Here is a 25,365-nt window from a genome sequence, read left to right as displayed (position 1 = left end):
GCGACCCCGGCATCGCGGCGCGGCACCAGCCGGCGCTGGTGCTCGACTACGCGCGCAGCCGCGACCTGGACACGGCGCCGCTGCTCAAGGGAACCGGACTCGACGACGGCCTGCTGCCGTCCGAGGAAAGCCAGGTCAGCGCCGCGCAATACCTGCAATTGCTGGCCAACGCGGCGCGCGGGCTCGACAGCGCTGATACCAGCTTCATGCTGGGCCAGCAAATGCTGCCCGGCCATTACGGCGCCGTCAGCCACGCCTTGCTGCAGGCGCAGAACCTGCGCCAGGCCCTGGGCATCCTGTGCGGCTTTCATACTTTGCTGTGTCCGCTGCTGCAGCCGCGCCTGCGCGAGGCGGGCGACATGCACGTGCTGTACTGGGTCGACGCCTTTGGCGCGCCCAGCCAGCTGCCCTTCCTGGTGGAAATGCACATGACGGCGCTGGCCGCCATGTGCCGCTGGCTGGCCGGCGAGTCGCTGCCGTGGCGCTTCTGTTTCAACCGGGCGCGGCCCCGGCATGTGGAGCAGCACGAAGTCCACCTGGGCCAGGCGCTGCGCTTCGATTGCCAGGTCGACGCCATGCTGATCGATTCCAGCTGGCTGGACAAGCCCTGGCCGCGCGGCAACGCCACGGCGGCCGCGCTGGCCTTGCGCGCGGCGGCAATGGCACCGGTCCCGGCGGCCAGCCTGCTGGGCGCGCTGTACGATTATTTGCTGGCCAACATCCGCTGCGCGCCCACCCTGGAGCGCACGGCGCAGGAATTCGGCGTCAGTCCCGCCACCTTCAAGCGCCACCTGGCGCGCCATGGCACGCACTTCCAGGCCGAGCTGGACCAGGTGCGCGCGCACAAGGCGATCTACCTGTTCCAGGCGCATGGCTACGACAATGACGCTGTCGCCGCCTATCTCGGCTTTCATGATGCCACCAACTTTCGCCGTTCCTTCAAGCGCTGGACGGGGCAGACGCCACAGTTGCTGCGCCATGCGCTGGCATTATTCGTGGCGGGCTGAGGACGATTTTCCACCAACCGCGGGGCAGCGTTGTGCGCCGGCGCCACAGCGAGTGGTTCCAGAGGGAACAATTGCCCGTTCTGCTACATCCATAGTACACTCGATCAGAGAGCGAACAGACGCGCTTCGAGGCGGTCCGGCAAGGCAGCACGCGAGGCCGCAGCGCCGCCATATCGATGGTGTGCCGGCGGCAGCTGACCGGCTTGCCTTGCCTTAACCCAGTCTGGCAACCGACGTCCCATCTTGGCGCGCCGGGAACCGGGCAACTTGATAATGCTCAATCGTGTATTCACAATCGCAAATCGATCCAGTCGTCAGTTTCCGCAACACCCAGGGTGAGGCGGTGCGCGGCACGATTTTCAACTTGCAGCGCAACTCGCTGGTCATGGAAATCTACAATCCCTACTCGATTGTGCAGGTCAGCGAGGTGCTCAACGAAGTGACGGTGCGCATGGGGGCGAAGAATGCCTATGTGGGCAAGGCGGTCGTCATCAGCAGCGTCAACACGGGTTTGACGGCGATCGTGTCCGTCACCCTGATCGACGAGTGGCGCGAATTGAGCGACGTGGTGGTGGTCAAGGGCGCCGTGGCGAAGGAATCCAGCGCTTTTGTGGCGGGATGGGGCGAGCGCTTCCGCATCCGCCGCGACTACCAGATTGTCGTCAATGAAATGCGCGCCTTTTTGTCGGAAGTGGCGCGCTGGGTCGAGCAGGTCGACTTGTCCGACTCGCTGCCCAAGGAAAATGGCCGCCTGCGCCCCGATATCTTCGATGAGCTGGCCCTGCCGCTGATGGAGCAAACCCAGCTGTACCTGCGCCAGCTGGAAGCGGAAGCCTCGCTGGTCGAGGAAGAGCGGGCGCCGGCCCACCGCGCGTTTGCCCAGGCGGCGCTGCACCCCTTGATCCTGCGCGCGCCCTTTGTTTTCCGCACCTTTACCAAGCCGCTGGGCTATGCGGGCGACTACCAGATGGTCAACCAGCTGCTCGACGATCCGCGCCAGGGACCGAGCACCTACTTTCAGATCGTCAATGCGGCCTTCCTGCAGGCGGCCGTGGCGACGGCGCACCGCAACCGCATCGATATCCTGACGGAATTTTTGGCCCGCAAGGCAGCCGCCGCCCGCGAGGCGGGGCGCGTCTTCAAGGTGCTCAACGTGGGCTGCGGCCCCGCCATCGAGGTGCAGCGTTTCCTGGAAACCTGCCCGGATGCCCAGTGGCTGGCCTTCGAGCTGGTCGACTTCAGCAGCGAAACGCTGGACTGGACGCGCGCGCGCCTGACGACGATCATGCAGCGCACGGGGCGCGTGGTGGAAATCGATTATGTGCATGACTCCGTGCACAACCTGCTCAAGCGGCGCCACGGTTCGGGCGCCACGGGCTTGCCCGGCAGCTTCGACGCCGTGTATTGCGCCGGCCTGTTCGACTACCTGTCCGACAAGGTGTGCGCGCGCCTGCTGCTGCACTTCGCGTCGCGCGTGGGACCGGGCGGACGCCTGCTCGTCACGAATGTGCACGCCGATAATCCGGGCAAGTTCGGCATGGAGCATTTGCTGGAATGGCATTTGATCTATCGCAATGAAGCCAGTTTGTCGGCCTTGTTGCCGGAACATGCCACTGATCACCTGGTCTACGTTGATGCCACCGGTGTCAATGTCTTTGCGGAAGTGAGCATTCCTTGATGGATAGTCCAGGCCTGCACGCCGGCTATACGGCCGTATTGCGCGATTTCCGCCTGGAGTTCAGCCGCGGCGGCGCCTACACGGGCATTGTCCTGATCCTGCTGGGCATGGGCCTCGATTCGGCCCTGTATCCGGACATGCAGTCGGCTTTCACCAGCGCGCGTGTGCTGGTGTCGGCGCTGATCTTCATTGTCGTGCTGGCCATGCGCACGCAGTGGGCGCAAGACCGCATCCAGGGCCTGACTTTCGTCTGGCTGATCCTGCCGCAAATCATGATCGCGTGGATGATCGCCGTCACCGAAGGCGCCACCTCGATCTATTACGTGGGCATGACCCTGGCGATCTATTCCTCGGGCATCGTGCTGGCGTTCGGCCTGTGGCAAAACATGGTCTTCGGCGCCATTTCCTGCCTGCTGTACGTGGCGGCCTGCGTCTGGCATGCGCATGGCTTCGACTTGCCGGGGACGTTTGTCGTCAATTGCCTGTTCCTCATCATGTCGGCCAGCATCAGCGCCGTGTTTACCTATTTCAACGAGCGCGCCCGCTTCATGCTGTTCCAGCTGAAGGCAGAAGTGGCGCAAAAGAATACGCAGCTGGAAGAAACGAATAAAAGCCTGGCCGATATCAAGGGACAGATGCTGCAGCAGGAGAAAATGGCCGCCATCGGTACCCTGGCCGCCGGCATGCTGCATGAGGTCAACAATCCCGTGAATTTCTGCATGATGGCCATCGAGGTGGCCATCGAAGACCCGGCCGCCAAGCAAAGCGCGCTGGTGAGCGAATGCCTGGCCGATGCCAAGCAGGGCATGCTGCGCGTCCAGCACATCGTCTCGGACTTGAAAACCTTTGCCTACCGCAAGAGCGGCAACCAGCTGGAAACGGGCCACTTCCAGTTCCGCAGCGCGCTCGACGCGGCCATCCGCCTGGTGGGCCACGAAACGAAGAATGTCGGCATCAGCCACGACTTGCCGGTCGATACCCTGGTGCGCGGCGACGAGGCGGCCATCGTCGGCGTGCTGATCAACCTGCTGGGCAATGCCGTGCTGTCCATGCGCAAGGGCAATGCGCCGCCGTTCGAGATCCGCATCACGGCCCACTGGCACGAGGAGCGCCTGCGCATCAGCGTGCGCGACAATGGCCCCGGCATCGCCCCGGAAAACCTGGCGCGCGTCTTCGAACCGTTCTTCACCACGCGCGAAGTGGGGCAGGGACTGGGACTGGGGCTGAGCATCAGCTATGGCGTGATCGAACGCCACGGCGGCACCCTGAGCGCCGAAAGCGTGCTCGGCGAGTGGGCCAGCATGAATTTCGATCTGCAGCGCTCGGACTGGGAGGGCCGCTAGATGGACAACGACAGCCGCGCCACCGTGCTGTACGTGGACGACGAGCCACTGGCCTGCAAGTATTTCGAGCGGGCCTTTGCCGCGCGCTACCGGGTGCTGACGGCGCCCAGCGTCGACACGGCCCTGGCCCTGCTGCAGGACGTGGCAGGCGAGGTCGACGTGCTCGTCACCGACTACCGCATGCCGGACCGCCTGGGCAGCGACTTGCTGCAGGAAGTGGTGCAGCGCTATCCGCACATCGTGTGCATGCTGGTCACGGCGTATGCGGACAAGGATGTGCTGCTGGAACTGCTGAATGGCGGCACCTTGTTCCGCCTGCTGGAAAAGCCGCTCGACATGGCCGCCATGCAGACGGCGCTGCAGCTGGCCGTGCAGGCGGGAAGGGAGCGCACGGCGCGGCGCCAGGGCCTGGTGGCGATGGAAGAATCGCTGGCCTTCCTGGCGCATGAATTGAATACGCCGCTGGCGGCCATCGCCAACTTTGCGCGCGGCATCGAGCGGCGCGCGCAAGGCACGGCCGAGGCGCAAGCGGAGATCGCGGAAGCGGCCGCCCTCATGCGCGGCAATGCCCGCTACTGCCTGTCCGTGCTGGCCAGCTTCATCGATACCGTGCGCCTGGCCAGCAGCGGGCCAGGCATGCAGGATGGCCGCCGCGCCGGCAGCGCGCGCCAGCTGCTGGCGGCCTTGCTGGACAGCTATCCGCTGAGCGCGCAGCAGCGTGCCGCCATCCAGGTCGAGGTGCAGGAAGACTTTGCCATCGCCGAGTCGCCCAACTGCGTTTCGCTGATCGTCTCTTCCGTGCTGGGCAAGGCCCTGCGTTCGGTCGAAGAGCAGGCCGAGCCGGCGCTGACCATCAGCATCGGCGCCGGCACCATCAAGGTGCGCGACAATGGCGCCGGCATCGCCCCCGAGATTGTCGAACAGCTGCTGCTCGATCCCGTGAGCGCCGACAGTGGCGAAGGCAAGGGCTGGGGCATGGTCTTTTGCCGCCGCATGATGCAGTCGTTCGGCGGCAATCTGGACATCGCCAGCGAGTTTGGCAGTTCCACCACAGTGACCCTGAATTTTCCAGTACATATAAGGAACGAGCATGATTGACGCCAATCTGCGTTTACCGGCTCAGCGTGAGCCGGCGCAAGGCTTGCCGACGATACTCTATGTCGATGACGAGGCCAACGCCCTCAAATATTTCCAGCGCGCCATCGCACCGCTGGCCGACGTGCTGACGGCCACCTCGGTCGAGGAGGGCAAGCGCATCCTCGACGAGCAGGCCGACCGCATCGCGGTGCTGGTCTCGGACCAGCGCATGCCGGGCGCGTATGGCAACGAACTGCTGTCATACGCCTGGGACCGCCATCCGCACATCGTGCGCATACTCACCACCGCGTATTCCGAGCTGGAGCACACGGTGGAAGCCGTCAACCAGGGGCAGATCCACCGCTACATCCAGAAGCCGTGGGATATCGCGGCCCTGCGCATGGAGCTGAAACAGGCGCTGGAACTGGCGCGGCTGCGCAATGAACATGCGCAACTGCTGCGCGAAAAGCTGATGGTGCGCCAGCGGCAAGCCATCGCCAACCGCATCGGCACCCTGTACACGCTGTGCGCCAGCCTGGCCGGGCCGGAGCAGCAGCTGCCTGTGGAGGCGTACCTGTCGGCGGCCCTGACGGCCGGCGTCACGCCGCCCGAACCGGACTGGCTGCTGATGGATTATGCCGACCTGATCAGTTCGGAAGCATTCCGCAGCACGGCGTTTGCCGCCGCCGTGCGCCAGCAGCTCGAGAGCCTGGAACGCGACCATCCGGGGCGCGGCGTGGAACAAGCTGTGGACTTGCTGGTGCCCGTGTTTGGCGCGGCGCTGCTGAATCAGGGCGGCACGGCCCTGTTCCTCGATGGCCGCCTGCTGACGGAATTCCTGGAAACGCCGACCGCCACGCCCGTGTCCGCCATCCACTCGTTCTGGCTGGCCAGCCTGCTGTGGCTGGCGCGGCGCGGCTGGTCCTTGCAGCTGAGTAAATCCGAGCAAGGCTTGCAGGGCAAGCTGGTGCAGGCCGAACCTGGCCTCACACCCGACCACCTGGCGGCCTGGATCGAGCAGTTTTAAGCATGCGGTCTGCTTTCACCTGCCAGCGTGGCGCCGACGGCGTGCAGGCGGACCGTTTTCATGCGGTGGATGGAATATTTAATCTTCGAATAACTTTGTTTATTGCATCCCCCAGTATAAAATAGGGTTTTATTGTATTCGGATTCATATGAAACCTATTTTACTGAGCCTGGTTTTTGCCCTGTCTTTTATTTCATCGCAAGCCCATGCCGAGGGTGCCATTATTAGCAAGGTCTTGGAAGTGCGCATTGATTCCGACGGCAAGGGCCTGGTGACATTTGTCGATGTCGTCGTCGGCACGCCGCCGGCGTGCGCCATTGCCGGTTATAACCATTCCATGTCATTTGATGCGGCGACAGCCGGCGGCAAGGCGATGTACGCGATGGCCTTGCTGGCCAAATCCGGCGGCGCCACGGTTTATGGCCAGGGCAAGGGCACTTGCGTGACCTACGGTGTCGTCGAGGATGCCAATATTCTTTTCTTGAAATGACGATTATCGGGTTTTCTGATAAAACATCCTGGCCGCTCCGTCACATCAGCCGCCCGTGGCAGTGCCGCTGTCGGCGCTCCTGACGGCCGACGGCTTGCAGGCGCACCGCTTTTAGGCGGTGGATGTCATATTTAATCTTTTAATAACTTTGCTTATTGCATTTGCCAATATAAAATAAGGTTTTATTCTATTGATATTCAAATGAAACCTGTTTTATTGAGCCTGGCTGTTGCCCTTTCTTTTATCTCGTCGCAAGCCCATGCGGAGGGCGCCATTATTGGCAAGGTCGCGGAAGTGCGCATTGATTCCGACGGCAAGGGCCTGGTGACATTTGTCGACGTTATCACGGGTACGCCGCCGGCGTGCGCCATTGCCGGTTATAACCATTCCATGTCATTTGATGCGGCGACAGCCGGCGGCAAGGCGATGTACGCGATGGTCTTGCTGGCCAAACCGGCGGCGCCACGGTTTATGGCCAGGGCAAGGGCACTTGCGCGATTTACGGTGTCGTCGAGGACGCCAGTATTCTTTTCCTGAAATAATAAGCGCAAGGGCATTACCATGTGAATGCCTGTCAGCTTGGATGCTTGCTGGTCCCGCCGGCAGGCGGCGCAACGCACCTGCCTGCATGGGTATGCAAGGGCCGCGCCTCCAGCCGTCGTCCCAAAAGAACAGGGCCGCGCAGGCCCTGTCTGTCATGGGGGCGGAGACGATTTACCGTTCCGCCGCAGCCTTCAGACTATTCAAGCCCTTTTCAAAATCCTTGCCGATCATGCGGTCCATGCTGACGAAAACCGTCATGACCTTGCTGACGTAGGGGCTGGGACCCGTCATGGTCCAGTTGACCTTGGTGCTGTCGCCTTCGGGCGTCATGGTGAAGGTGGTGGTGTTGTGGCTTTCGAACGGTTTCAGGAAATCCAGCTTGATGACGGTGCGTTCGGGCTGGGCTGCTTCCGTGATTTCCATGCGGCCGGCGCCCACCTTGTCATTGCCCGTCCAGGCGTACTGTGCGCCCAGGCCGCTGGCCGGACCGCTGAAGGTACGGCGCATGGCCGGGTCGAGCTTTTCCCACGGCGACCAGGCGGCCCAGTAGCGGAAGTCGGTGATCAGCCCGGCGATTTTCTCGGGCGGGGCCTGGATGGTGATTTCACGCTGGACACTGAAGGTGTCGGGCTTGGTGGTGGCATAGCCGAGGATGGCGGCGACGACGACTACGATCAGCAGCAGGGTTTTTTTGATCATATGCTCTCCAAATCTTGAATGGTCGATGCGAACGAATCGGGTCAATCTTAGCAGATATGTATGGCTGTGCGCGGCAACCTGGCCTTTATTTGCGCCGGCTCCGCGCAGGCCCGCATGCCTGCCCGTTTCCCCTGGCGCGCAGGGGCGCACGGCAGGATTGTGGTATGGGCTCCGCGTCCGCTAAAATGCTGGCCTGCAAAGATTTCAGAGAGAAATATGATTCAACGATCGATCGCCAGGCTGACCCTGGCGTGCGGCTTGCTGGCGTCCGCCTTTGCCGCGAACCTGGCGCATGCCGATGCCTGCCCATCCCATTACGTCGACGGCCGCAAGCCGGAAATCACCAACCCCAAGCTGGACGTGGCCACCAGGGAGCTGTGCTACAGCGTGTTTGGCGTCATGCATTCGGGGATCACGCGCACGCCGCTGTGGTCGGCCGAGCACTTGAAGGCGAGCAACCTGGAAGCGGCGCAGGATCTGTCGCGCGAAAACTCTTTCCATGCCGAGCGCAAGCTGCCGGCCGGCCAGCGCGCCGAGCTGGCCGATTACGCGCGCAGCGGTTTCGACCGTGGCCACATGGCGCCCAACGGCGACATGCCGGATCGCCAGAGCCAGCGCGACAGCTTTACGCTGGCCAACATGGTGCCGCAAGACGCGCGCAACAACCGCTACGTGTGGGCCGGCATCGAAGGCGCCGTGCGCAAGATGGCGAAGAAGGAGGGCGACCTGTACGTGATCACGGGACCGGCCTTCATCGGCGGCAACCTGCGCAAGGTGGGCCGCGTGATCGTGCCCAGCCATTTGTACAAGGCCGTGTACAGCCCGCGCCAGCGCGCCGGCGCCGCCTATTTCATTGAAAACACCGATACCAAGGCCTACGAGGTGCTGAGCATCGCGCAACTGGAAGACAGGATCGGCATCGATCTGTTACCGTCGCTGACGCGGCAGCAGAAGCTGCGCATGCTGAGCTTGCCGAAGGTAAATAGCAAGTCCAGGAAATAATCCGTCTCAAAGGAAACCGTATGTGCGCAAAAAAATTCGTCCCGTATGCCAATGAAAGCGATGTGCTGGAGATCGGCAACCTGACCATCGAAAACCGCATCGACCGCATCAGCATCAGCGGCGACATCGACCTGACCCTCGACAAGCCCGGCCTGGCGCTGGCGAAGCAGCTGCAAAAGCTGCTGGCCGACGTGGTGGCGCAGCTGGAAAAGCAGCAGCTGCCGGACCAGCTGCCGCCGCCCGAAGTCACGTCGGTGGCCAATCCCTTCGAATAAGCGGGCAAGGCCGGCGCGCAGGTCTACTGTGCCGCTTCGGCGGCGCGATAGTAGCCCTGCCTGCTGATGTCTTCCGGCGCATTCGCCACCGTGTAGGCCGTCAGGGCGATGGCGATGGCGGAATATTGCTGCGCCGCGCTGAACGGCAGCACGTTCTCATAGGTGTCGCGTACCGTGTGGTGCACGCGCGCATAGTCGAAATCGCCAAGCATGCCAAAGCGCGGCGTCGGCACGCCGTTTACCGCGAACACGGCGTCGTCGCTGCCGCTGCCCGCGCGCATGGCCTTGCCGGCATCGCGCGGCGTATCGTTGAGCGTGGTGGCGTAGCCAAACACGGGATGGACGCCATCCAGCGCCTGCTCGACGCGCCGGAATACCGGCTGCCACGCGGTGGGGATGGTCATGCCGCTGATGGCGCCGGGCCGGCCGTCGCGGTTGAGCATCATGACGATATTCTTCAATTCACCGGCATGCTGCTTGGCAAAGGCGAGCGCCCCCTTGCGGCCCAGCTCCTCCGCGCCGAACGCCACCATCACGATGCTGCGGCGCGGCCTCGCATTGGCCCTGGCCAGCAGGCGCATCGCTTCGAGCATGCTGGCCACGCCGGCGCCGTTGTCGGCGGCGCCCGTGCCGCCATCGTAGCTATCCAGGTGGGCGCCGAGCAGCACGATTTCTTCCGGCTTGTCCGTGCCTGCAATGCGCGCCACGACATTGTGATAAGCCACGGGGCCAGGATAAAACCAGTTGCGGATGTCAAACTCCAGCGTGACCGGCTCGCCGCTGGCCAGGCGCTGGCGGATGTCGGCGTATTGCGGCGCGGCCAGTTTGATGTCCGGCAGGCTCGGCAGTGATTCCCAGCTGGTGGGCGCGCCGCTGGCCGCGTACAGCGGTTCCTCGCCGGACTGGATGGTGCCCAGCGCGCCGGCCGCCAGCAGCAGGCGTGTGATGGCCCTGGGCTGGTGCACGAACTCGCCGTCGCGCCCGTCGCCGCTGTTCTCGCCGCCCACCAGCACCCACTTGTTTTTGAATTGCGCGGCGCGCTCCTGCGCCTCTTCCAGAGTGGCTGGTCCCAGGATCGCCAGACCCTGCTGCACGCCCCGGGTGCCGGCCGTGTAGGCGGGCGTGGCGATGCGCAGCGGCTGCGCCACGGGCGCCAGCATGCGCGCCGACCAGGGTCCCCGGTTAAATCCCAGCGGCATCTGGCCCGCTTCTTCCAGTTCGGCCTGCACGCCCCATTGCTGCAGTTGCGTGCGCGTCCAGCGCGCAGCATGCGTGTAGGCATCGCTGCCCGCCATGCGGCCGCCGAAACGGTTGCTCAGGATATCGAGCCAGTCCATGACGCGCGGCTCGCCCGTGCCCAGCGCCACGATGGCGCGCGCCGTCGCATCGGACGCTGGCGCTGGCGCGCCGGCGAGCGTGGCATGCCTGCCGGACAGCGCCGCCACGAAAGCGGGCAGGCGTCCCTGCCGGCGCGCCGCCACGGCCTGGTCCAATTTGCTTGAGCGGTAGCGCGCATCCTGGCGCAGCAAGGTGGCATAGCCGCGCAGCACGCCTTCCATGGCGGCCAGGCTGGTGGCGGCCACGTCGCCAGCCTGCTGCGGATGGGAGATCTGGAAGGCCAGCGCGCTGGCCAGGTACTGGACGCCGGCAGCCTCGCGCATGGCGGCGGCGGGCGCGACATCGAGCCAGCTTTCCAGCGGACTGGGCGCCAGCACGAGGTCGGGAATGGATTCTATCCACGCCGCAAGCCAGGCGCCATCGCGCCGCTGCACGCCCAGCGGGTCTTGCTGCGCCTCCAGCGCCATTTGCACGACGCGGGCGCGCTCGGCTGGCGTGGAAGGGCCGCGCGCCGCCTCGCTTGCCGCTGCCGCTGCCACGGCTGCGGGCGGCAAGGCAGGCGGGACATAGCGCGCCTTGAGGCGCGTGCCGCTGACCGGCTTGGGGTCGTTTTCATCGGTTTCGACCAGGCGCGTGCCGGCCAGCACGTCGCCGTGTGCCTGCAGGGTCCAGCGTATCGTCACGTCGGTGCTGCTGTCCTTGCCATTGCGGCCCGTGCTCACGCGCTTGCCGGCGTGGCGAAAGACGGTGCCTGCCGGCCCCGGCACTCCTTGCACCTGGCGCGGCGCCGTCAGCTGGCCCCGTTCGTCGAGCCAGGCGATGCTTGCCGTCAGGCGGCCGCCGTCGTCGCTGATGTCGAGCATGCCCTGGTCGATCAGGTCGACCGTCACGCCGTTATTGCTGGTGCTGCCGGTGGCGGTCTGGAAGCGCCAGTGGCCGGCCAGGGCCGGCGCCGGCGCGTTGGCGTGCACGGCGGAGGGCAGCGCGGTGGCGAGCACGCAGCAGGCATATATCAGGGGGTGGAACGAATGGAGGCGCGGCGCATGCATGGTTGTCCTTGTCATGGTTTTCCCTGGGGAGCGGGAAAACCAGTATGCGGAGAACCAGATTGTCTTGATGCTATTTTCCGACCAAGGCGAGGATAGGCGGCCTGAAGGCGTGGATAGCCGTGCTGAAATGCCGGGAAAACCTCATCCGACAGCTTGCATCGGATGAGGTGGCGACTGCGCGTGTTACTTGGCGAACGCCTGCGCTGCCGGCGTGACCGTCACGGCCGATGCCGGGATGCCGAGTTTCATCGCGCCGATGACCTTGTCTTCATCGAGCAAGGCCTGCGGCTTGTTGCCATCGTACTTGATGGGCGAAAACGCGTCGCTGACGAGCTTTTCCTTCAGGCCGGCCGCATCTTTCGCAACGATCACCACGGACAGGTTTTTCGCCGACAGGTGCTGCTTGATAGCCCGGTTGACGTCGGCTACCGTCAGCTTCGACAGGCCATCACGCATCAGCTTGGTGAACTCGGGCGTGCCATACCACTGCGAATCGAGCGCGTAGCCCAGCTGCTGGTTCTGCGTCGAGGTCATGACGAAGACATTCTTCATCAGATAGTCGCGCGTGGTGGCGAAGTCGTCCTGCGTCAGGCCATTGTCGACCAGCTTGCCCAGCTCCGTCAGGGCCACGCGCAGGGCGAAGTGCGCGTTGTCCGGCGCCACGGGGCGGATCCAGATCTCGAACAGCTGCGCCTTGCGGCCCAGGTTCGGATCCGGGAAGAACTGGTACATGCCGCGCGGGAAGGCTTCGATATACGCGTAGTCGCCATAGTTCATGCCGCGGATTTCACGGATGCGCTGGTACAGATAGGAATTCGAGGCGCGATGCTCGCCCAGCCAGGTCTTTGCCAGCCACAGGGCGGGGAAGTCCGGGTGCGTGCGCGTCACCTCCAGCGGCAGGCCGAAGGAGATGGCCGTGGCGCGCGTGTTTTTCTCGATGATTTCCACTTCCAGGCCATTTGCCTTGCGGCCCACGGGTTTCACCGTGGCCGGCAAGCCGGGGCCGGCCGGCAAGCTGCCCAGCGCCTGCGTCAGCGAGGCCGTCATGGCGTCGGACACGTCGCCGGAAATGCCCACCTTGACGGCGCCCTGGGCGTACGCGCTCTTCCAGAACTGCTTCACGTCGTCCAGGGTGATGGCGTCGATGCCGGCCACCGTGCCCAGCACGGGGTGGCCATACGGCGTGCCCGCGTACACATTCGTTTGCAAACGCTCCTTGGCGAATTCCTCTTCGTTGTTATCCTTCAGGTCCAGCAGCAGCGCGTTCTTTTGCGCATCCTTCAGGCGGCGGAAGTCGTCTTCGCGGAAGCCGGGCGAGAGCAGCAGCGGCAGGGCGATGGCATTGAACTGGGCCCAGTTATCCTTGTGGATGGAGCCCGTAAACGTCGTCATTTCCTTGTCCGTCTGCTGGCTGAAGCTGCCGGCCAGCGGGAACAGGGCCTGGTTGACTTCGTCGATCTTGCGCTCGGACGAACCAGCAGAGGCCACCATCGAGGCCGTCAGCGCCGCCAGGCCTTCCTTGCCTTTCGGGTCTTGCGCGGAACCGGCCGTAAACAGCAGCTTGTAGCGGATCTGCGGCAGCGCGGACTTTTGCACCAGCACGTCGAATTTGGCCGTCGACGTGGCAGGCAGCAGGCTGGCCAGTTTCGGCGTGGTGGCAATGGCGGCGGCCATCGGCTGGTTCGACAGGGTGGTCACCACCAGGCCCTCGTCCGTCAGGTATTTGCGCGCGGCCGCCTGCAGGTCGGCCGGCGTGAGCGTGTCGATCAGGCGGTAGTACTCGTTGATGGTGGCGTAGGAGCGGTCGAAATGCACGAAGGACGCCAGGGTGCCGGCGATCTGCTCGGTGTTGTCCAGGGTGCGGATCAAGCCATATTTTTCCGCCGACTTGGCGTCCGCCAGGTCTTTTTCGCTCACTGGCGTGTCGCGCAGCTGGGCCACGGTTTTCAGGATCGCATCGCGCACATAGACGGCGTCATCGATGTTTTTCACGCGCGCGCCGATCACGGCCAGGGTCGGGTCGACCCGCTCCGGCGTCATGTCGAACAATTGATCGACCTTCTGTTCGTTCTGCACCAGGCGCTTGTACAGCGGCGAGGTGCGGCCGAACGACAGCGACAGCAAGGTTGCCAGGGCAGCCTGGTCCTTGTCCTTCACGGAGAAGGCGGGCGCATGGAAGCCGATGGCGACCCATGGCAGGGTCGGCGTAGGCCAGGCCACGTGCTTGTAGACGGGGCCGCGTGGCGCTGGCTCGACGGGCACGGCCGCCTGCTGCTTGCCGCGCTGCCAGGCGCTCCAGTATTTTTCCACCAGGGCGATGGCTTTTTGCGGCTCGACGTCACCGGCGATGATGATGGTGGTGCGTTCCGGGCGGTACCAGCGGTCGAAGAAGATCTTCGAATATGCGTACTGGTTCGGCATGTCTTCGATGTCCTGGATGAAACCCATCGTCGTATGCTTGTAGGTATGCGTCGTGTAGGCGCTGTCGCGCATCACCTCGAACAGTTTCGAGACGGGATTGGCGCTGTTCTTGTTGTATTCGCCCAGCACGGCGCGCGATTCCGTCTTGAACGCGTCTTCCGCATAGTCGAGGTGCTGGAAGCGGTCCGCTTCCACCTTCAGCACGGTTTCCAGGTCATCCTTGGCAAACGTCGTGTGGTAGTTGGTCAGGTCGTCGCTGGTGTAGGCGTTCTGGCGCGCGCCGGCCTTGGTGATGATTGCCTGGTATTTCTCGGGCGGATAGGCCTTGGTGCCACGGAACATCATGTGCTCGAAGAAATGCGCGAAGCCGGACTTGCCCGGCTCGACTTCATTGCGCGAACCCGTCTGCACGGGGATCTGCAGCGAAACGATATTCGGGAAACCGGTCGGCACGATGATGATTTTCAAGCCGTTGACCAGGGTTTTTTCCGTGGCCTTGAACGGCAGCAGCTCGGCCTTGCTGGCGCTGGCGCTATGGGCGGCGGCCGGTTTGACGGGCGCGGCGCCCAGGTTCGACGAGGCCATGGCCGACAGGGCCAGGGCGAACGCGGGTAATAAAGCGGGCATGATTCTTGACACGAGGGCTCCTTCTTTTTTGGATGTTATGAAAGTGCAACACCGCAGCATAGAATATTCGCGCCGCCGTGCATAGGGGCAGGCGTTGTTGCGCGGAAGGACGCTCAGAAGTCCGGCCGCAGGATGCGCGCCGTCAGGTGGCTGAGGAAGTCGCGCCGGGTCGGCACAAACATGCGGAGGTACACGATGCCGTGCGCGCGGTCACGGTGGTAGATGACGCGGATCTCTGCGCACAGGCGTTGCCGCACATCCATGCCCACTTCGCGGGCGGCCTCGACAGGCAAGTCGCTGTCGGGAAAGGTTTTCAGGCCAGCCAGCAATTGCCGGAAGGCGGCGATGAACTGCGCATGGGCTGCGGCCGTGTGGTGCGCCTTGAAGTCGCTGCGCAGCTCGTTGAAATCGGTTTGCGCGCTTTTCAGCACGACGATGCGCGCCATCTCAGGCCTGGTCGAGGCTGGACAGGAAGTCTGCTTCGGATATCACGTCGCCGCGCGCGATTTCCTGGTTGCCCATGGCGATCAGCTTCATGAACGCATGCTGTTCCTGCATCTGCCGCGCCTGCCGCTTGCCTTCCTGGTACGCGTGCATGGACAGCACGACCATCTTCGCTTCGCCATTCTGCGTGATGATGATGGGTTCGTCCTGGCCCGCGTCAAAGCCATTGACGATCTCGGTCGTATTCGCCTTGAGGTAGGCAATCGGCTTGATGCGTTCCTTGGGGTTCATGGCGGCTCCGTAGGTGAATAAACTCTGTGAGGACTAAATTTAGACCAAATTTGCTCGTGTTTCCTGATGCTGGTATTTGCTGCTTACGTCAGCGTCGTTTCCGGCAGGCTGATGCGGTTGCGGCCCAGGTGCTTGGCGCGGTACAGGGCGCAGTCGGCCGTGTGGATCAGCTGGCCCAGTTCCGTGCCGGCCCCGGGCAAGGCCGTGGCGGCGCCGATGCTGACGGTGACGCAGGCAGCATCGGCGCGCTTGCGCGGCAGTTGCAGCCGCTCCACGCGCTGGCGGATGCGCTCGGCAACGATGGCCGCGCCTTTCAGCGATTCGTTGGGCAGGATGACGGCGAACTCTTCGCCGCCGTAGCGGGCCACCAGGTCATTCGTGCGCATTTCGCTGGCCACGGCGCCGGCCACCTTGCGCAGGCACAGGTCGCCGCCCTGGTGGCCGTGGTTGTCGTTGTACTCCTTGAAATTGTCGACGTCGACCATCAGCAGCGACAGGGGCTGGCGCTGGCGCTGTGCGCGCTGCCACTCGGCAAGGATGGTGTCATCGAAGCAGCGCCGGTTCGCCAGGCCAGTCAGGCCGTCGCGCGTGGCCAGCCGTTCCAGTTCCACGTTCGCGCGCTTTTCATCGGTCATGTCGCGCAAGGTTTCCACGACCGCGATCAGCTCGCCATTGTTGTCGCAGATGGGGCTGGCATCGACGGCCAGGTAGCGGCGCCGGCCCGTGCGCGGCATGTCGCACCAGTTCTCGGCGCACAGATTGCTGCCCGTGCTGCTGCGGTATTGCTGCTGTGCATACAGTGCGCGCAAGTCGCCGCCGCGCCCGGCCAGCAGCAGGTCGGCCAGGGTGGGGCGCGGCTGGGCGTAGAAGCAGCGGCCAGGCTGCTGCGTGCCCAGCACTTCGGCGGCCGGCACGCCCGTCAGCTGCTCGCAGGCGCGGTTCCAGATCATCACCTTGCCCTGCACGTCGAGCACGAAAGTCGGCACGACCAGCAATTCCATCATCTTGACGGCGAATCCCTGGGCTTCGCCAACTGCTGCGCTGCTGGCTGCTGCGTGACTGTCCGGCATGTAGGCATCCTTGTGTAGGGGCGTGGAAAGGGTAGAGCGCCATGATGCAGGGCGGCTGGAGGAGGGTGTTGATATAGAGCAATATTTTCAGGATTGTGCCGGTGTTTCGCCATGGCTGGCGGGCAGCGGCAGGCAGATGCGCAGGGTGGTGCCGGCGCCGGTGCGGCTGTCGATGTGCAGGCTGCCACCGGCGGCTGCCACGCGCTCATGCATGCCGGACAGGCCGCAGCCCAGGCGCGGAGGCGAGCCGCTCAGGCCGATGCCATCGTCGCTGATGCGGCATTCCAGGGTGGCGCCGCTTTGCAGCAGGTGCAGCTGCACCTGCGTGGCGTGCGCATGGCGGGCGATGTTCGCCAGCGCTTCCTGCAGCACGTGGTACAGCAGGGGGCCATGCGCGCCACCGGCTGCGGCATCGAGGCGGTAGTCGCAGCCGCAGGCCGTGCCCGTGGTGCGGCTGAAGTCGGCCAGCAAGCCGTCGCAGGCCGACTGCAGGCCGTCGTCAAGGGCTGGCGGGCGCAAGTCGTGGATGACGCAGCGCAGCGCCGCGATGCTCAGGTCGACATTGTGCGCGATCAGGGCCAGTTTCTGCGTCAGCAGCGGCGCCGCGTCGCGCGTGCTCGTCTGCAGCATGGACAGGTCGATCTTCAGGGTCAGCAGGTGCTGGCCCAGGTCGTCGTGGATGTCGCGTCCGATGCGCAGGCGTTCCTGCGCGCGCGCTTTCTGCTGAGCGCCATCCAGGCGCGCGCATTCTGCCTGCGCGTGCAGCCGCTCCTGCGCCTGCTGGTGCAGGGCCAGGCGGTGCGCGCGCCACAGCAGCAGCAAGGCCAGGGCGCCCAGCAGCACGGCGCAGGCCGCCACCAGGTCGCAGGGCGTGCCAGACACTCCCGGTGGTTCGGCGGCATGGCCCGCATGCAGGGAAAGGGCGGCGCCAGCGCCGAGGCAGCCCAGAATGCCCAGGCGCAGCGGCAGCCGTATGTTGCGTAGCATCATCCACTTGCTCCCAGATGTTTTCCAACATGCAATGTCATTACTGAAAATATATTACCTTGAAGGTATTTATATTGTCTAAACGCAAAATCTATGCGGATAGCGCGTGGCGCGCGTGCCACTGTCGTTTTCTGGCGCGGCGGGCGATGGGGCGTGAGGGCGGCAGCCGCGGCATTTGCACGGAAAGTGTCGCGGCGGCATATAATAGAGGGTTGTCAATCGGCTTTGCGGCCACGGCCTGGTGTTTTGCGCCGTGCGCGTCCGTGTCCATGCGCCCGCCATGCGCGATGGCGCCAGCCAGCTCTTAGGAAATACTGTGACTTATAGCATCAAAGAGATTTTTTACACCCTGCAGGGTGAAGGTGCGCACGCGGGCCGTCCGGCCGTGTTCTGCCGCTTTTCCGGCTGCAATCTGTGGACGGGCCGCGAAAGCGACCGCGCCACGGCCGTGTGCCAGTTCTGCGACACGGATTTCGTCGGCACCGACGGCGAACTGGGCGGCAAGTTCAAGACGCCGGCCGAACTGGCCGCGCTGATCGACAGCCTGTGGCCCGCCAGCTATCCGGCCAGCAAATACGTGGTGTTTACGGGCGGCGAACCGCTGCTGCAGCTCGATGCCGCGCTGATCGACGCCATGCACGCGGTGGGCTTTACCATCGCCATCGAAACCAACGGCACCTTGCCCGTGCCGCCAGGCGTGGACTGGATCTGCGTCAGCCCGAAGATGGGTTCCACCCTGGTGGTGCACAAGGGTAACGAAATCAAGGTGGTGATTCCCCAGTTCCAGCAAGACCTGGCCGCTTATGAACAGCTCGATTTCGAGAACTTCTTCGTGCAGGCGATGGATGGTCCATTGGCCGCGCACAACATGAAGCTGGCCATCGAGACTTGCAAAAGCAACCCGAAGTGGAAGCTGAGCCTGCAAACCCATAAACTCCTGCAAATACCTTAATAACACTTATGCTGACTATCACACGCAAGCTCGAATTCGACGCGGGCCACCGCATTCCCGACCACAAAAGCCAGTGCCGCAACCTGCACGGCCACCGCTACACGGTGGAAATCACCCTGGTCGGCAAGGTCATCGAAGCGGAAGGCAATTCCGACAATGGCATGATCATGGATTTTTCCGACGTGAAAACCCTGGCCAAGCAGCACCTGGTCGACGTCTGGGACCACGCCTTCCTCGTGTATGAAAAGGATACGGCCGTGCGCGATTTCCTGGCCAGCCTGCCCGACCATAAAACCGTCGTCATCGACCGCATCCCGACGGTGGAAAACCTGGCGCGCATCGCCTTCGAGATCCTCAAGGCGGCGTTTACCGACCATTTCGGCACCGGCCTGCACCTGCATAAACTGGTGCTGCATGAAACGCCGAATTGCTGGGCAGAAGTGACCGATGACTGAAATGCCTGACAGCGCCGCGCCTGCCGCGCCTGCCGCGCCTGCCGCTGCTGTCGCGAGCGCGGCCGATGCGGCCTTCATGCGGCTGGCCCTGGAACAGGCCCAGCATGCGTGGGATCTGGGCGAAGTGCCTGTCGGCGCCGTTGTCGTCAAGGATGGCGTCGTCATTGCCGTGGGCTACAACCAGCCCATCGGCCGCCATGACCCCACGGCGCACGCGGAAGTCATGGCCTTGCGCGCGGCCGCCGACAAGCTGGGCAACTACCGGCTGCCCGGCTGCGAACTGTATGTGACCCTGGAACCGTGCGTGATGTGCTCGGGCGCCATGCTGCATGCGCGCCTGGCGCGCGTCGTGTATGGCGCGGGCGATCCGAAGACGGGCGCCTGCGGTTCCGTGCTGAACCTGTTCGAGCAGCCCGCCTTGAACCACCAGACGGCCATCGAAGGCGGCGTGCTGGCCGACGAGTGCGGCGCTTTCCTGCGGCGCTTCTTTGCCGAGCGCCGCCGTGCGCAGGCGGAAGCGCGCAAGCTGGCTCAGCCGCCGGCCTGAAGCATGGCAGGAGGGCCAGGAGGGCCCGCCGGGCAGGGTGGCGCGCAGCGCGCGCCCATTTCCTCTGCGTCGCGGCCGCCTTGCCGTGCTCCTTTGCCAGCCGCCAGGCTGGCATTTTTCATAATTGTTGCGAAATAACATCTGTCTAGACCACTTTGCCATTCTCAAATGAGAATGATTCGTGTTACAGTATTGTTTTCGCCAGCAAACTTCCCTTGCGTATCGTCATCGATCCGGGTTCAAGAGCCAGCCTTCACTCTTCCACCGGACCATCATGACTACAGTGCCTCTGCAGCGCTCCGCTGCACCCGTCGTATCCCCAGCCCACCTGCCTGTCCGCCGCCATAACCTGGTGCTGCGTGCCGCCTTGCTGGGCCTGTTCGCCGCGCCGTTGCTGCCGGTGCAAGCGCAAACGGCCGCCGTCAATGCGGGCACGGCCGCCCAGGAACCGGCCAAGCTGCCCGTCTTCCCGGAAATCGTCGTCAACGCCAAGCAGGATTACGAGCGCCGCGCCGGTACCCGGACGGTGATCCGCAGCGACGACCTGGAGCGCCGTGGCGTGACGGACATGGCCGGCATCGTGCGCTATCAGCCGCTGATCAGCACACCGATGGCGGCCTCGGGCGGCGGCAGCGTGTGGGATGGTTCGGGCAATACCGGCTACAACATCCGTGGCCTGGAAGGCAACCGGGTCAGCCTGGACGTGGATGGCATATCCCTGCCGGACGCCGCACCGAAGCCGGACGGCACGACCCTGAACGCCTTCGGCACGGGCCGTGACTATTTTGATCCTGAAACCTTCCGCGAAGTGCGCATCGAGTCGGGCACCACCTCCGTCAGCGGCAGCAGCCCTGGCCTGGGCGGCGGCGTGGCCTTCATCACCAAGTCGCCCGAGGATTACCTGGGCGAAGGGCAAGACCATTACGTGGCGTATAAATACGGCCGCGCCACGGCCGACCGCAGCAATGCGCATACCCTGACGGGCGCCGCGAAGATCGGCGCCAAGCTGCAGGGCCTGGCCGTGTACGTGCACCGCGATGGCGAACAGCTCGACAGCCGCGGCACGGCGACCATCAACCCCGACGACTGGCATTCGAACGCCTTGCTGTCGAAGCTGGTGTGGGCCTTGCCTGGCGAACAGAAGCTGGACTTGACGGTCGACATGTTCGAGCGCAAGAACAAGCGCGATCTGCGCAACAAGGTCAGCACCTATTACCCGACCGGCGTGCAGCAGGACTCCACCACCAAGCGCACGCGCGTCAGCCTGGGCCACGATGTGGCACTCAAGGATTTCGCCCTGTTCGACCGCCTGACGTCGAAAGTGTACCTGCAGAATGCGAAAATCGATGACAAGACGCAAGGCCGCTACACCTTCGGCAGCCCGTCCCAGCGTTCGATCTACACCAGCTTCAAGAATGACAGCATCGGCCTGACCTCGGAAGCGCTCAAGCAGCTCAACGCCGACAACGCGCTGCTGTACGGCGTGCAGCTGGAAGAAACCAAGTCGCGCCGCCCGTGGGTGGAGGACCGCACCATCATCGCCACGGGCGTGCACCAGATTACGCGCAAGAACCGCATGGCCGACATGGATACCACCAGGCTGGCCCTGTATGTACGCGATGACTACAGCTTCGACCTAGGCGGCAAGAAGGCCGTGCTGACGCCGGGCCTGCGCGCCGACTACCGCAAGCTGGCGCCGAAAAACCTGCAGAACTATGTGATCGCCGTGCCCAACGCAGCCAAGGAAGTGCGCAAGGAAAGCGATACCTATTTCACGCCTAGCCTGAGCCTGTCCATGGAAGTCTTGCCGCAAATGAATGCCTACGCCACGGTGACGCGCGGCACGCGCTTGCCGACGGCGGCCGAGCGCACCGGCACCTACGATTCCTTCAGCTACACGGGAGCGGGCACCGGTTATGCCGTGCTGGGCAATGCAAATTTGCGCAAGGAAACCAGCCAGGCTTATGAACTGGGCTTGAAAGGCGACATCGTCAAGGGCCTGAGCATGCACGCGTCCGTGTACCAGACGGAATACAAGAACATGATCGAGTATGTGGCGCAGGAAGACGATCCCGTCAATTTTCCTACCATCGTGCAGGGTCTGTTCCGTCCTGAAAACATCGGCGATGCGCGTACCTGGGGTGGCGAGCTGAGCTTGCACGCGGAGCTGGGCGCCTGGGCGCCGGCCATGCAGGGCTACCGCGTCGACCTGGCCACGGGCGTGGCCAAGGGCCGCTCCTTCAATACCGGGACGGGCCAGAGCGGCGGCCTGGCCTCGGTGGCGCCGGCCAAGACGGCGCTGACTTTCGGCTACGACCACAGCAACAAGCTGTTCGGCCTGGAACTGACGGCCTTGCATGCCGGCGAAAAACAGGCGCCGAACGACTTGCTGATGGGCACCACCGCGCCCCGCTTCAAGGTGCCGTCGTACACCATCTTTGACTTGTCGACCTACTGGAACGTGCACAAGAACGCGAAGCTCATCGTCGGCGTGTACAACCTGACGGACCGCAAGTACTGGGATTACGCCGCCTCGCGCAGCCTGGCCGCCGGCACCACGGCCGCCAGCCGCGCCGAGATCGAGCGCTACGCCAGGCCGGGCCGCAACGTTGCCGCCAGCCTCAGCATCAGCTATTGATTTTTACCGGGGAGGGGCGGCTGCCCCTCTTTTTTTCCATGTTTGATTGAATGGTCTATCTATGAAGTTATCCAAACTCGTTCTATCCCTGCTAGGCAGCCTGCTGATTGCAAACGCATATGCGGCCCCAGCCACTTTGGCGGAACGCTGGTCCACCCTGCGCACGGAACAGCCGAAACTGCAGATCCGCGACGCGGCGCGCGCGCTGGGTGTGTCGGAGGCACAATTGCTGGCAACCAATATCGGCAACGGCGTCACGCGCCTGCAAGCGGACGGCAACCAGCCGCGCGAAATCATGCGCGCCGCGCTGGACCTGGGCGTGGTGCAAGCCATCACGCGCAATGAAAACGGCGTCATTGAAACGACGGGCACGGCCAGCAAGTTCAAGCAGGCGGGCGACAAGTCGGAACAGGCCGATGCCAAGCAGGATCCGGAACAGGAAGCGCGCCAGCGCAATATCGCCGGCGGCTACCTGGGCGGCGCCATCGACCTGCGCTTCCACTTTGAAAACTGGAAATACGCATTTGCCGTGGTCCAGCCTGGCCGTGACGGCAAGCCGACGCGCAGCCTGCAATTCTTCGACGCCAACGGCACGGCCGTGCACAAGATCTACCTGCGCAACGAACCGGGCGTGGCCGTCTACGACAAGCTGGTAGCCGCCTTCCGCATGCCGCAGCAAAGCGCGGAATTGAACGTGCTGGCCGTGGCGCCGAAAGCGGCCGAGAAGCCGGACGCGGAGATCGACGTCAAGGAATTCCAGCTGGCATGGAAAGACATGACGGACGTGCACCAGTTTGCGCAAATCATGCGTGAATTCCATTTGTCGCGCGAACAGGCCCTGCGCCTGGCGCCAGCCGGCGTGGTCGAGCGCGTGACGCCGGAAGCGCTGCGCACCCTGCTGGAAAACGCGGCGAAGGACAAGGTCGCCATCATGGTGTTCCTGGGCAACGAAGGCTTGACGCAGATCTACAGCGGCAAGATCGAGAAAACCATGGCTGCCGGCGGCTTCTTCAACGTGCTGGACCCGGACTTCAACCTGCACATCCGCGACACGGCACTGCGCAGCGGCTGGGTCGTCAAGCGCGGCGGCGTCACCTCGGTCGAGTTCTTCGACAAGGATGGCACGCAAGTGGTCTCCTTCTTCGGCGTGCGCGAGCGCGGCAAGCCGCAGCCGCAAGCGTGGGTGGATCTGGCCGACAGTCTGCCAAAGGCAAAATAAGGTTTTTTTGCAAGTTGATGAGTATCAGCACGTGACAGAACCGTGGCGAGCGGCAGCGAATTGTGGCTGAGAAGCGCAAGCGTACTTCAGGTACGCTGAGCATCGCAGGGCGCAAGTGGCGACGCGCAGCAGGTTCTGTCATGTGCAAGCAGAGCAACACTTCAGCATGGGTGCCGCGTGCCGGTCTCATGTCTGAAGCACAATAGTGGTATGCTGATTCCAAGGCCGCAGCGATCGTGCCTGCGTGCTGGTTCCTGGAAGAGAGGCAATCATGGCAACCATCATGGCGAACGGCCTCAACATAGCCTATGAAAGCCACGGCGATCCCGATGACCCGTGCGTATTGCTGGTGATGGGGCTGGGCATGCAGCTGATCGCCTGGCCATCCGACTTCGTCGAAGGCATCGTCGAGCAGGGTTTTCGGGTTGTGCGTTTTGACAACCGCGACAGCGGCCTGTCGAGCAAGATGGCGCTGGCGGGCAAACCGTATTTGCCGCTGGCCTACGTGAAAAATCTGCTGGGCTGGCCCCTGAAAACCTCCTATACACTCGATGACATGGCGCAAGACGCGCTGGGCTTGCTGGCGGCCCTGCGCATTACGCAGGCGCACGTCATTGGCGTGTCGATGGGCGGCATGATCGCGCAAGTGATGGCGGCGCGCGCGCCGCAGCAGGTGCTCAGCCTGACGTCCATCATGTCGAGCAGCGGCCGGCGCGGCTTGCCCGGCCCCACGCGCGCGGCGCGCAACGCTTTATTGCAAAGACCGAAACGCAAGGCCAGCCGCGCCGAACTGATGGCGCACATGGCCGCCACCGTGCGCGTCATCGGCAGTCCCGCCTATCCTGTCTCGGAACGGCTGCTGTACCAGCGCATCGAAGCGGCGCTGGAGCGGGGCAGTTGCCCGGAAGGCGTGGCGCGGCAAATGGTCGCCATCGCCGCCTCGGGTGAACGCACGGCCTTGCTGCCCAGCATCAGCTGTCCGGCGCTGGTGATCCATGGCGCGGCCGATCCCCTGATACCCGTTGCCTGCGGCATCGATACGGCAGCGCTGATCCCGGGCGCGCGGCTGGAAGTGATCGAGGGCATGGGGCACGACATGCCGCCCCAGCTGATCGAGCGCCTGCTCGCCTTGATCGATGTGCATCTGCAAGGTAAGATGGCGCCCCAGATGCGCTCCCAGCCAGCTTGAAAGCAACTCGGGCGCGCCCACAACTTTTGAAGGCACGGGCATGTTGAAGACACCTGAGATTGGCATCGCCATCGTGGCGCCAGGCGGTTATGCGCCCGACGAGGCAGCTTTGGAACGCGGCATCGCCCGCCTGCAGGCGCAAGGCGCCACCGTGCATAATTACTACGATCCCGCGCACAAATTCCAGCGTTTCGGCGGCACGGACGCAGGCCGCCTGGCGCAGCTGAACGCCGCGGCCGCCGACCCGGACGTGCAAGTGGTGCTTGCCTTGCGCGGCAGCTATGGCATCAGCCGCATTCTGCCCGAGATCGACTTTGCTGCCATGGCGGACAGCGGCAAACTGTTTGTCGGCTACAGCGACTTCACGGCTTTCCACATGGGCCTGATGGCGAAAACGGGCCGCGCCAGCTTTGCCGGGCCCATGGTCTGCGACGATTTCATCCGCGACGAGGCCGAGCAGTTCACCCTCGACCAGCTGTGGTCGTGCCTGGCCGGTCCCACGCACACCGTGACGGGCGTGGCCGCCGGCAACCCGCAAGTCGAGCTAAGCGGAAAATTATGGGGCGGCAACCTGGCCATGCTGGTGCATCTGCTCGGTACGCCATATTTCCCCCAGATCGATGGCGGCATTTTATTCCTGGAAGACGTCAACGAACACCCGTACCGGGTCGAGCGCATGCTGCTGCAACTGCTGCACGCGGGAGTGCTGCAGCGCCAGCAGGCGGTGGTGCTCGGCGACTTTTCCGCCTACAAATTGAGTCCCATGGATAACGGCTACGATTTCGACGCCATGCTGGCCTATGTGCGCCAGCGCTTGCCCGTGCCGGTGCTGACGGGGCTGGAGTTTGGCCACATCCGCCGCCGGGTCACTCTGCCGTTCGGCGGCCAGGCGCGGCTGCGCTCGGATGCCAATGGCTTCAGCTTGCAGGTGGGCGAGTATCCCACCCTGGCGCGGCCCTGAACGCTCTGAACGCCGCCGCCACCACGCCCGGCAGGC

Annotated in this window: 23 protein-coding genes; 16 read left to right on the top strand and 7 right to left on the bottom strand. The window is 64.0% G+C overall.

Features of this window, described 5'->3' with window-relative positions:
• The 7 genes from JaAD80_RS20760 to JaAD80_RS20730 all read left to right on the top strand — a co-directional run.
• Positions 1-1,007: AraC family transcriptional regulator (locus tag JaAD80_RS20760; protein ID WP_374755261.1), on the top strand; the 1,007-nt coding region annotated here is incomplete at its 5' end.
• 283 nt (positions 1,008-1,290) lie between these two features.
• Positions 1,291-2,685: a class I SAM-dependent methyltransferase gene (locus JaAD80_RS20755; protein WP_102296899.1), complete on the top strand. Its 1,395-nt coding sequence runs from the start codon at positions 1,291-1,293 to the stop codon at positions 2,683-2,685.
• Positions 2,685-4,028: a sensor histidine kinase gene (locus JaAD80_RS20750; protein ID WP_102296896.1), complete on the top strand. Its 1,344-nt coding sequence runs from the start codon at positions 2,685-2,687 to the stop codon at positions 4,026-4,028. The genes JaAD80_RS20755 and JaAD80_RS20750 overlap by 1 nt, the downstream gene beginning before the upstream one ends.
• Entirely contained in the window at positions 4,029-5,126 is a 1,098-nt protein-coding gene (locus JaAD80_RS20745; protein ID WP_102296893.1) for a hybrid sensor histidine kinase/response regulator, read from the top strand.
• Positions 5,119-6,132 carry a response regulator gene (locus JaAD80_RS20740; protein ID WP_102296890.1) on the top strand — a complete coding sequence of 338 codons (1,014 nt, stop codon included), beginning with the start codon at positions 5,119-5,121 and terminating at the stop codon, positions 6,130-6,132. Before JaAD80_RS20745 ends, JaAD80_RS20740 begins: the two co-directional genes overlap by 8 nt.
• Before the next feature lie 148 nt (positions 6,133-6,280).
• A complete protein-coding gene (locus tag JaAD80_RS20735; RefSeq protein ID WP_102296887.1) occupies positions 6,281-6,622 on the top strand; it encodes a hypothetical protein in 342 nt (113 codons plus the stop codon).
• 201 nt (positions 6,623-6,823) lie between these two features.
• On the top strand, positions 6,824-7,159 hold the full coding sequence (locus JaAD80_RS20730; RefSeq protein WP_146012457.1) for a hypothetical protein: 336 nt from the start codon (positions 6,824-6,826) through the stop codon (positions 7,157-7,159).
• A 177-nt stretch (positions 7,160-7,336) separates the two neighbouring features.
• Here JaAD80_RS20730 and JaAD80_RS20725 read toward each other — a convergent pair whose 3' ends face one another.
• Complete coding sequence (locus tag JaAD80_RS20725; protein WP_102296881.1) at positions 7,337-7,864, bottom strand: SRPBCC family protein; 528 nt, start codon at positions 7,862-7,864, stop codon at positions 7,337-7,339.
• 216 nt (positions 7,865-8,080) lie between these two features.
• On the opposite strand from JaAD80_RS20725, the gene JaAD80_RS20720 reads away from it, so the two are divergent.
• Both JaAD80_RS20720 and JaAD80_RS20715 read left to right on the top strand, forming a co-directional pair.
• Positions 8,081-8,866: a DNA/RNA non-specific endonuclease gene (locus tag JaAD80_RS20720; RefSeq protein WP_102296878.1), complete on the top strand. Its 786-nt coding sequence runs from the start codon at positions 8,081-8,083 to the stop codon at positions 8,864-8,866.
• Between the two features lie 20 nt (positions 8,867-8,886).
• Complete coding sequence (locus tag JaAD80_RS20715) at positions 8,887-9,141, top strand: hypothetical protein (RefSeq protein ID WP_102296876.1); 255 nt, start codon at positions 8,887-8,889, stop codon at positions 9,139-9,141.
• Positions 9,142-9,164: 23 nt separating this feature from the next.
• Here JaAD80_RS20715 and JaAD80_RS20710 read toward each other — a convergent pair whose 3' ends face one another.
• The 6 genes from JaAD80_RS20710 to JaAD80_RS20685 form a co-directional block, all read right to left on the bottom strand.
• Positions 9,165-11,528 (bottom strand): M28 family metallopeptidase, encoded by a 2,364-nt coding sequence (locus tag JaAD80_RS20710; protein ID WP_102296874.1) that lies wholly within the window; start codon positions 11,526-11,528, stop codon positions 9,165-9,167.
• Positions 11,529-11,711: 183 nt separating this feature from the next.
• Positions 11,712-14,588 carry a pitrilysin family protein gene (locus JaAD80_RS20705; protein WP_102296872.1) on the bottom strand — a complete coding sequence of 959 codons (2,877 nt, stop codon included), beginning with the start codon at positions 14,586-14,588 and terminating at the stop codon, positions 11,712-11,714.
• A gap of 101 nt (positions 14,589-14,689) precedes the next feature.
• Positions 14,690-15,022: a hypothetical protein gene (locus tag JaAD80_RS20700; protein WP_102296869.1), complete on the bottom strand. Its 333-nt coding sequence runs from the start codon at positions 15,020-15,022 to the stop codon at positions 14,690-14,692.
• Between the two features lies 1 nt (position 15,023).
• Positions 15,024-15,311, bottom strand: coding sequence for a type II toxin-antitoxin system Phd/YefM family antitoxin (locus JaAD80_RS20695; protein ID WP_102296868.1), 288 nt, complete (start codon positions 15,309-15,311; stop codon positions 15,024-15,026).
• 83 nt (positions 15,312-15,394) lie between these two features.
• Complete coding sequence (locus JaAD80_RS20690; RefSeq protein WP_258003105.1) at positions 15,395-16,381, bottom strand: diguanylate cyclase; 987 nt, start codon at positions 16,379-16,381, stop codon at positions 15,395-15,397.
• Between the two features lie 87 nt (positions 16,382-16,468).
• On the bottom strand, positions 16,469-17,371 hold the full coding sequence (locus JaAD80_RS20685) for a sensor histidine kinase (protein WP_102296866.1): 903 nt from the start codon (positions 17,369-17,371) through the stop codon (positions 16,469-16,471).
• 313 nt (positions 17,372-17,684) lie between these two features.
• Here JaAD80_RS20685 and queE point away from each other — a divergent pair, with 313 nt between their 5' ends.
• The 7 genes from queE to ldcA all read left to right on the top strand — a co-directional run bounded on the left by queE (position 17,685) and on the right by ldcA (position 25,329).
• Positions 17,685-18,320 (top strand): 7-carboxy-7-deazaguanine synthase, encoded by a 636-nt coding sequence (gene queE / locus JaAD80_RS20680; RefSeq protein WP_102296909.1) that lies wholly within the window; start codon positions 17,685-17,687, stop codon positions 18,318-18,320.
• 8 nt (positions 18,321-18,328) lie between these two features.
• Entirely contained in the window at positions 18,329-18,775 is a 447-nt protein-coding gene (queD, locus tag JaAD80_RS20675; RefSeq protein WP_035819191.1) for a 6-carboxytetrahydropterin synthase QueD, read from the top strand.
• A gap of 1 nt (position 18,776) precedes the next feature.
• Positions 18,777-19,322 carry a tRNA adenosine(34) deaminase TadA gene (gene tadA, locus JaAD80_RS20670; protein ID WP_374755262.1) on the top strand — a complete coding sequence of 182 codons (546 nt, stop codon included), beginning with the start codon at positions 18,777-18,779 and terminating at the stop codon, positions 19,320-19,322.
• A 274-nt stretch (positions 19,323-19,596) separates the two neighbouring features.
• Positions 19,597-21,960: a TonB-dependent hemoglobin/transferrin/lactoferrin family receptor gene (locus JaAD80_RS20665; protein ID WP_102296861.1), complete on the top strand. Its 2,364-nt coding sequence runs from the start codon at positions 19,597-19,599 to the stop codon at positions 21,958-21,960.
• Between the two features lie 61 nt (positions 21,961-22,021).
• Positions 22,022-23,179, top strand: a complete 1,158-nt coding sequence (locus JaAD80_RS20660) for a hemin-degrading factor (RefSeq protein ID WP_102296859.1) — start codon at positions 22,022-22,024, stop codon at positions 23,177-23,179.
• Positions 23,180-23,450: 271 nt separating this feature from the next.
• The gene (locus JaAD80_RS20655) at positions 23,451-24,368 is read left to right on the top strand and encodes an alpha/beta fold hydrolase (protein ID WP_102296857.1); all 918 of its coding nucleotides are present in this window, start codon (positions 23,451-23,453) and stop codon (positions 24,366-24,368) included.
• Between the two features lie 43 nt (positions 24,369-24,411).
• Positions 24,412-25,329 (top strand): muramoyltetrapeptide carboxypeptidase, encoded by a 918-nt coding sequence (gene ldcA, locus JaAD80_RS20650; protein ID WP_102296907.1) that lies wholly within the window; start codon positions 24,412-24,414, stop codon positions 25,327-25,329.
• The last annotated feature ends 36 nt before the right edge of the window (positions 25,330-25,365 follow it).

Source organism: Janthinobacterium sp. AD80 (genome assembly GCF_002878455.1).
GTDB lineage: Bacteria > Pseudomonadota > Gammaproteobacteria > Burkholderiales > Burkholderiaceae_D > Janthinobacterium.
This window is presented reverse-complemented; position numbering and strand designations above follow the sequence as displayed.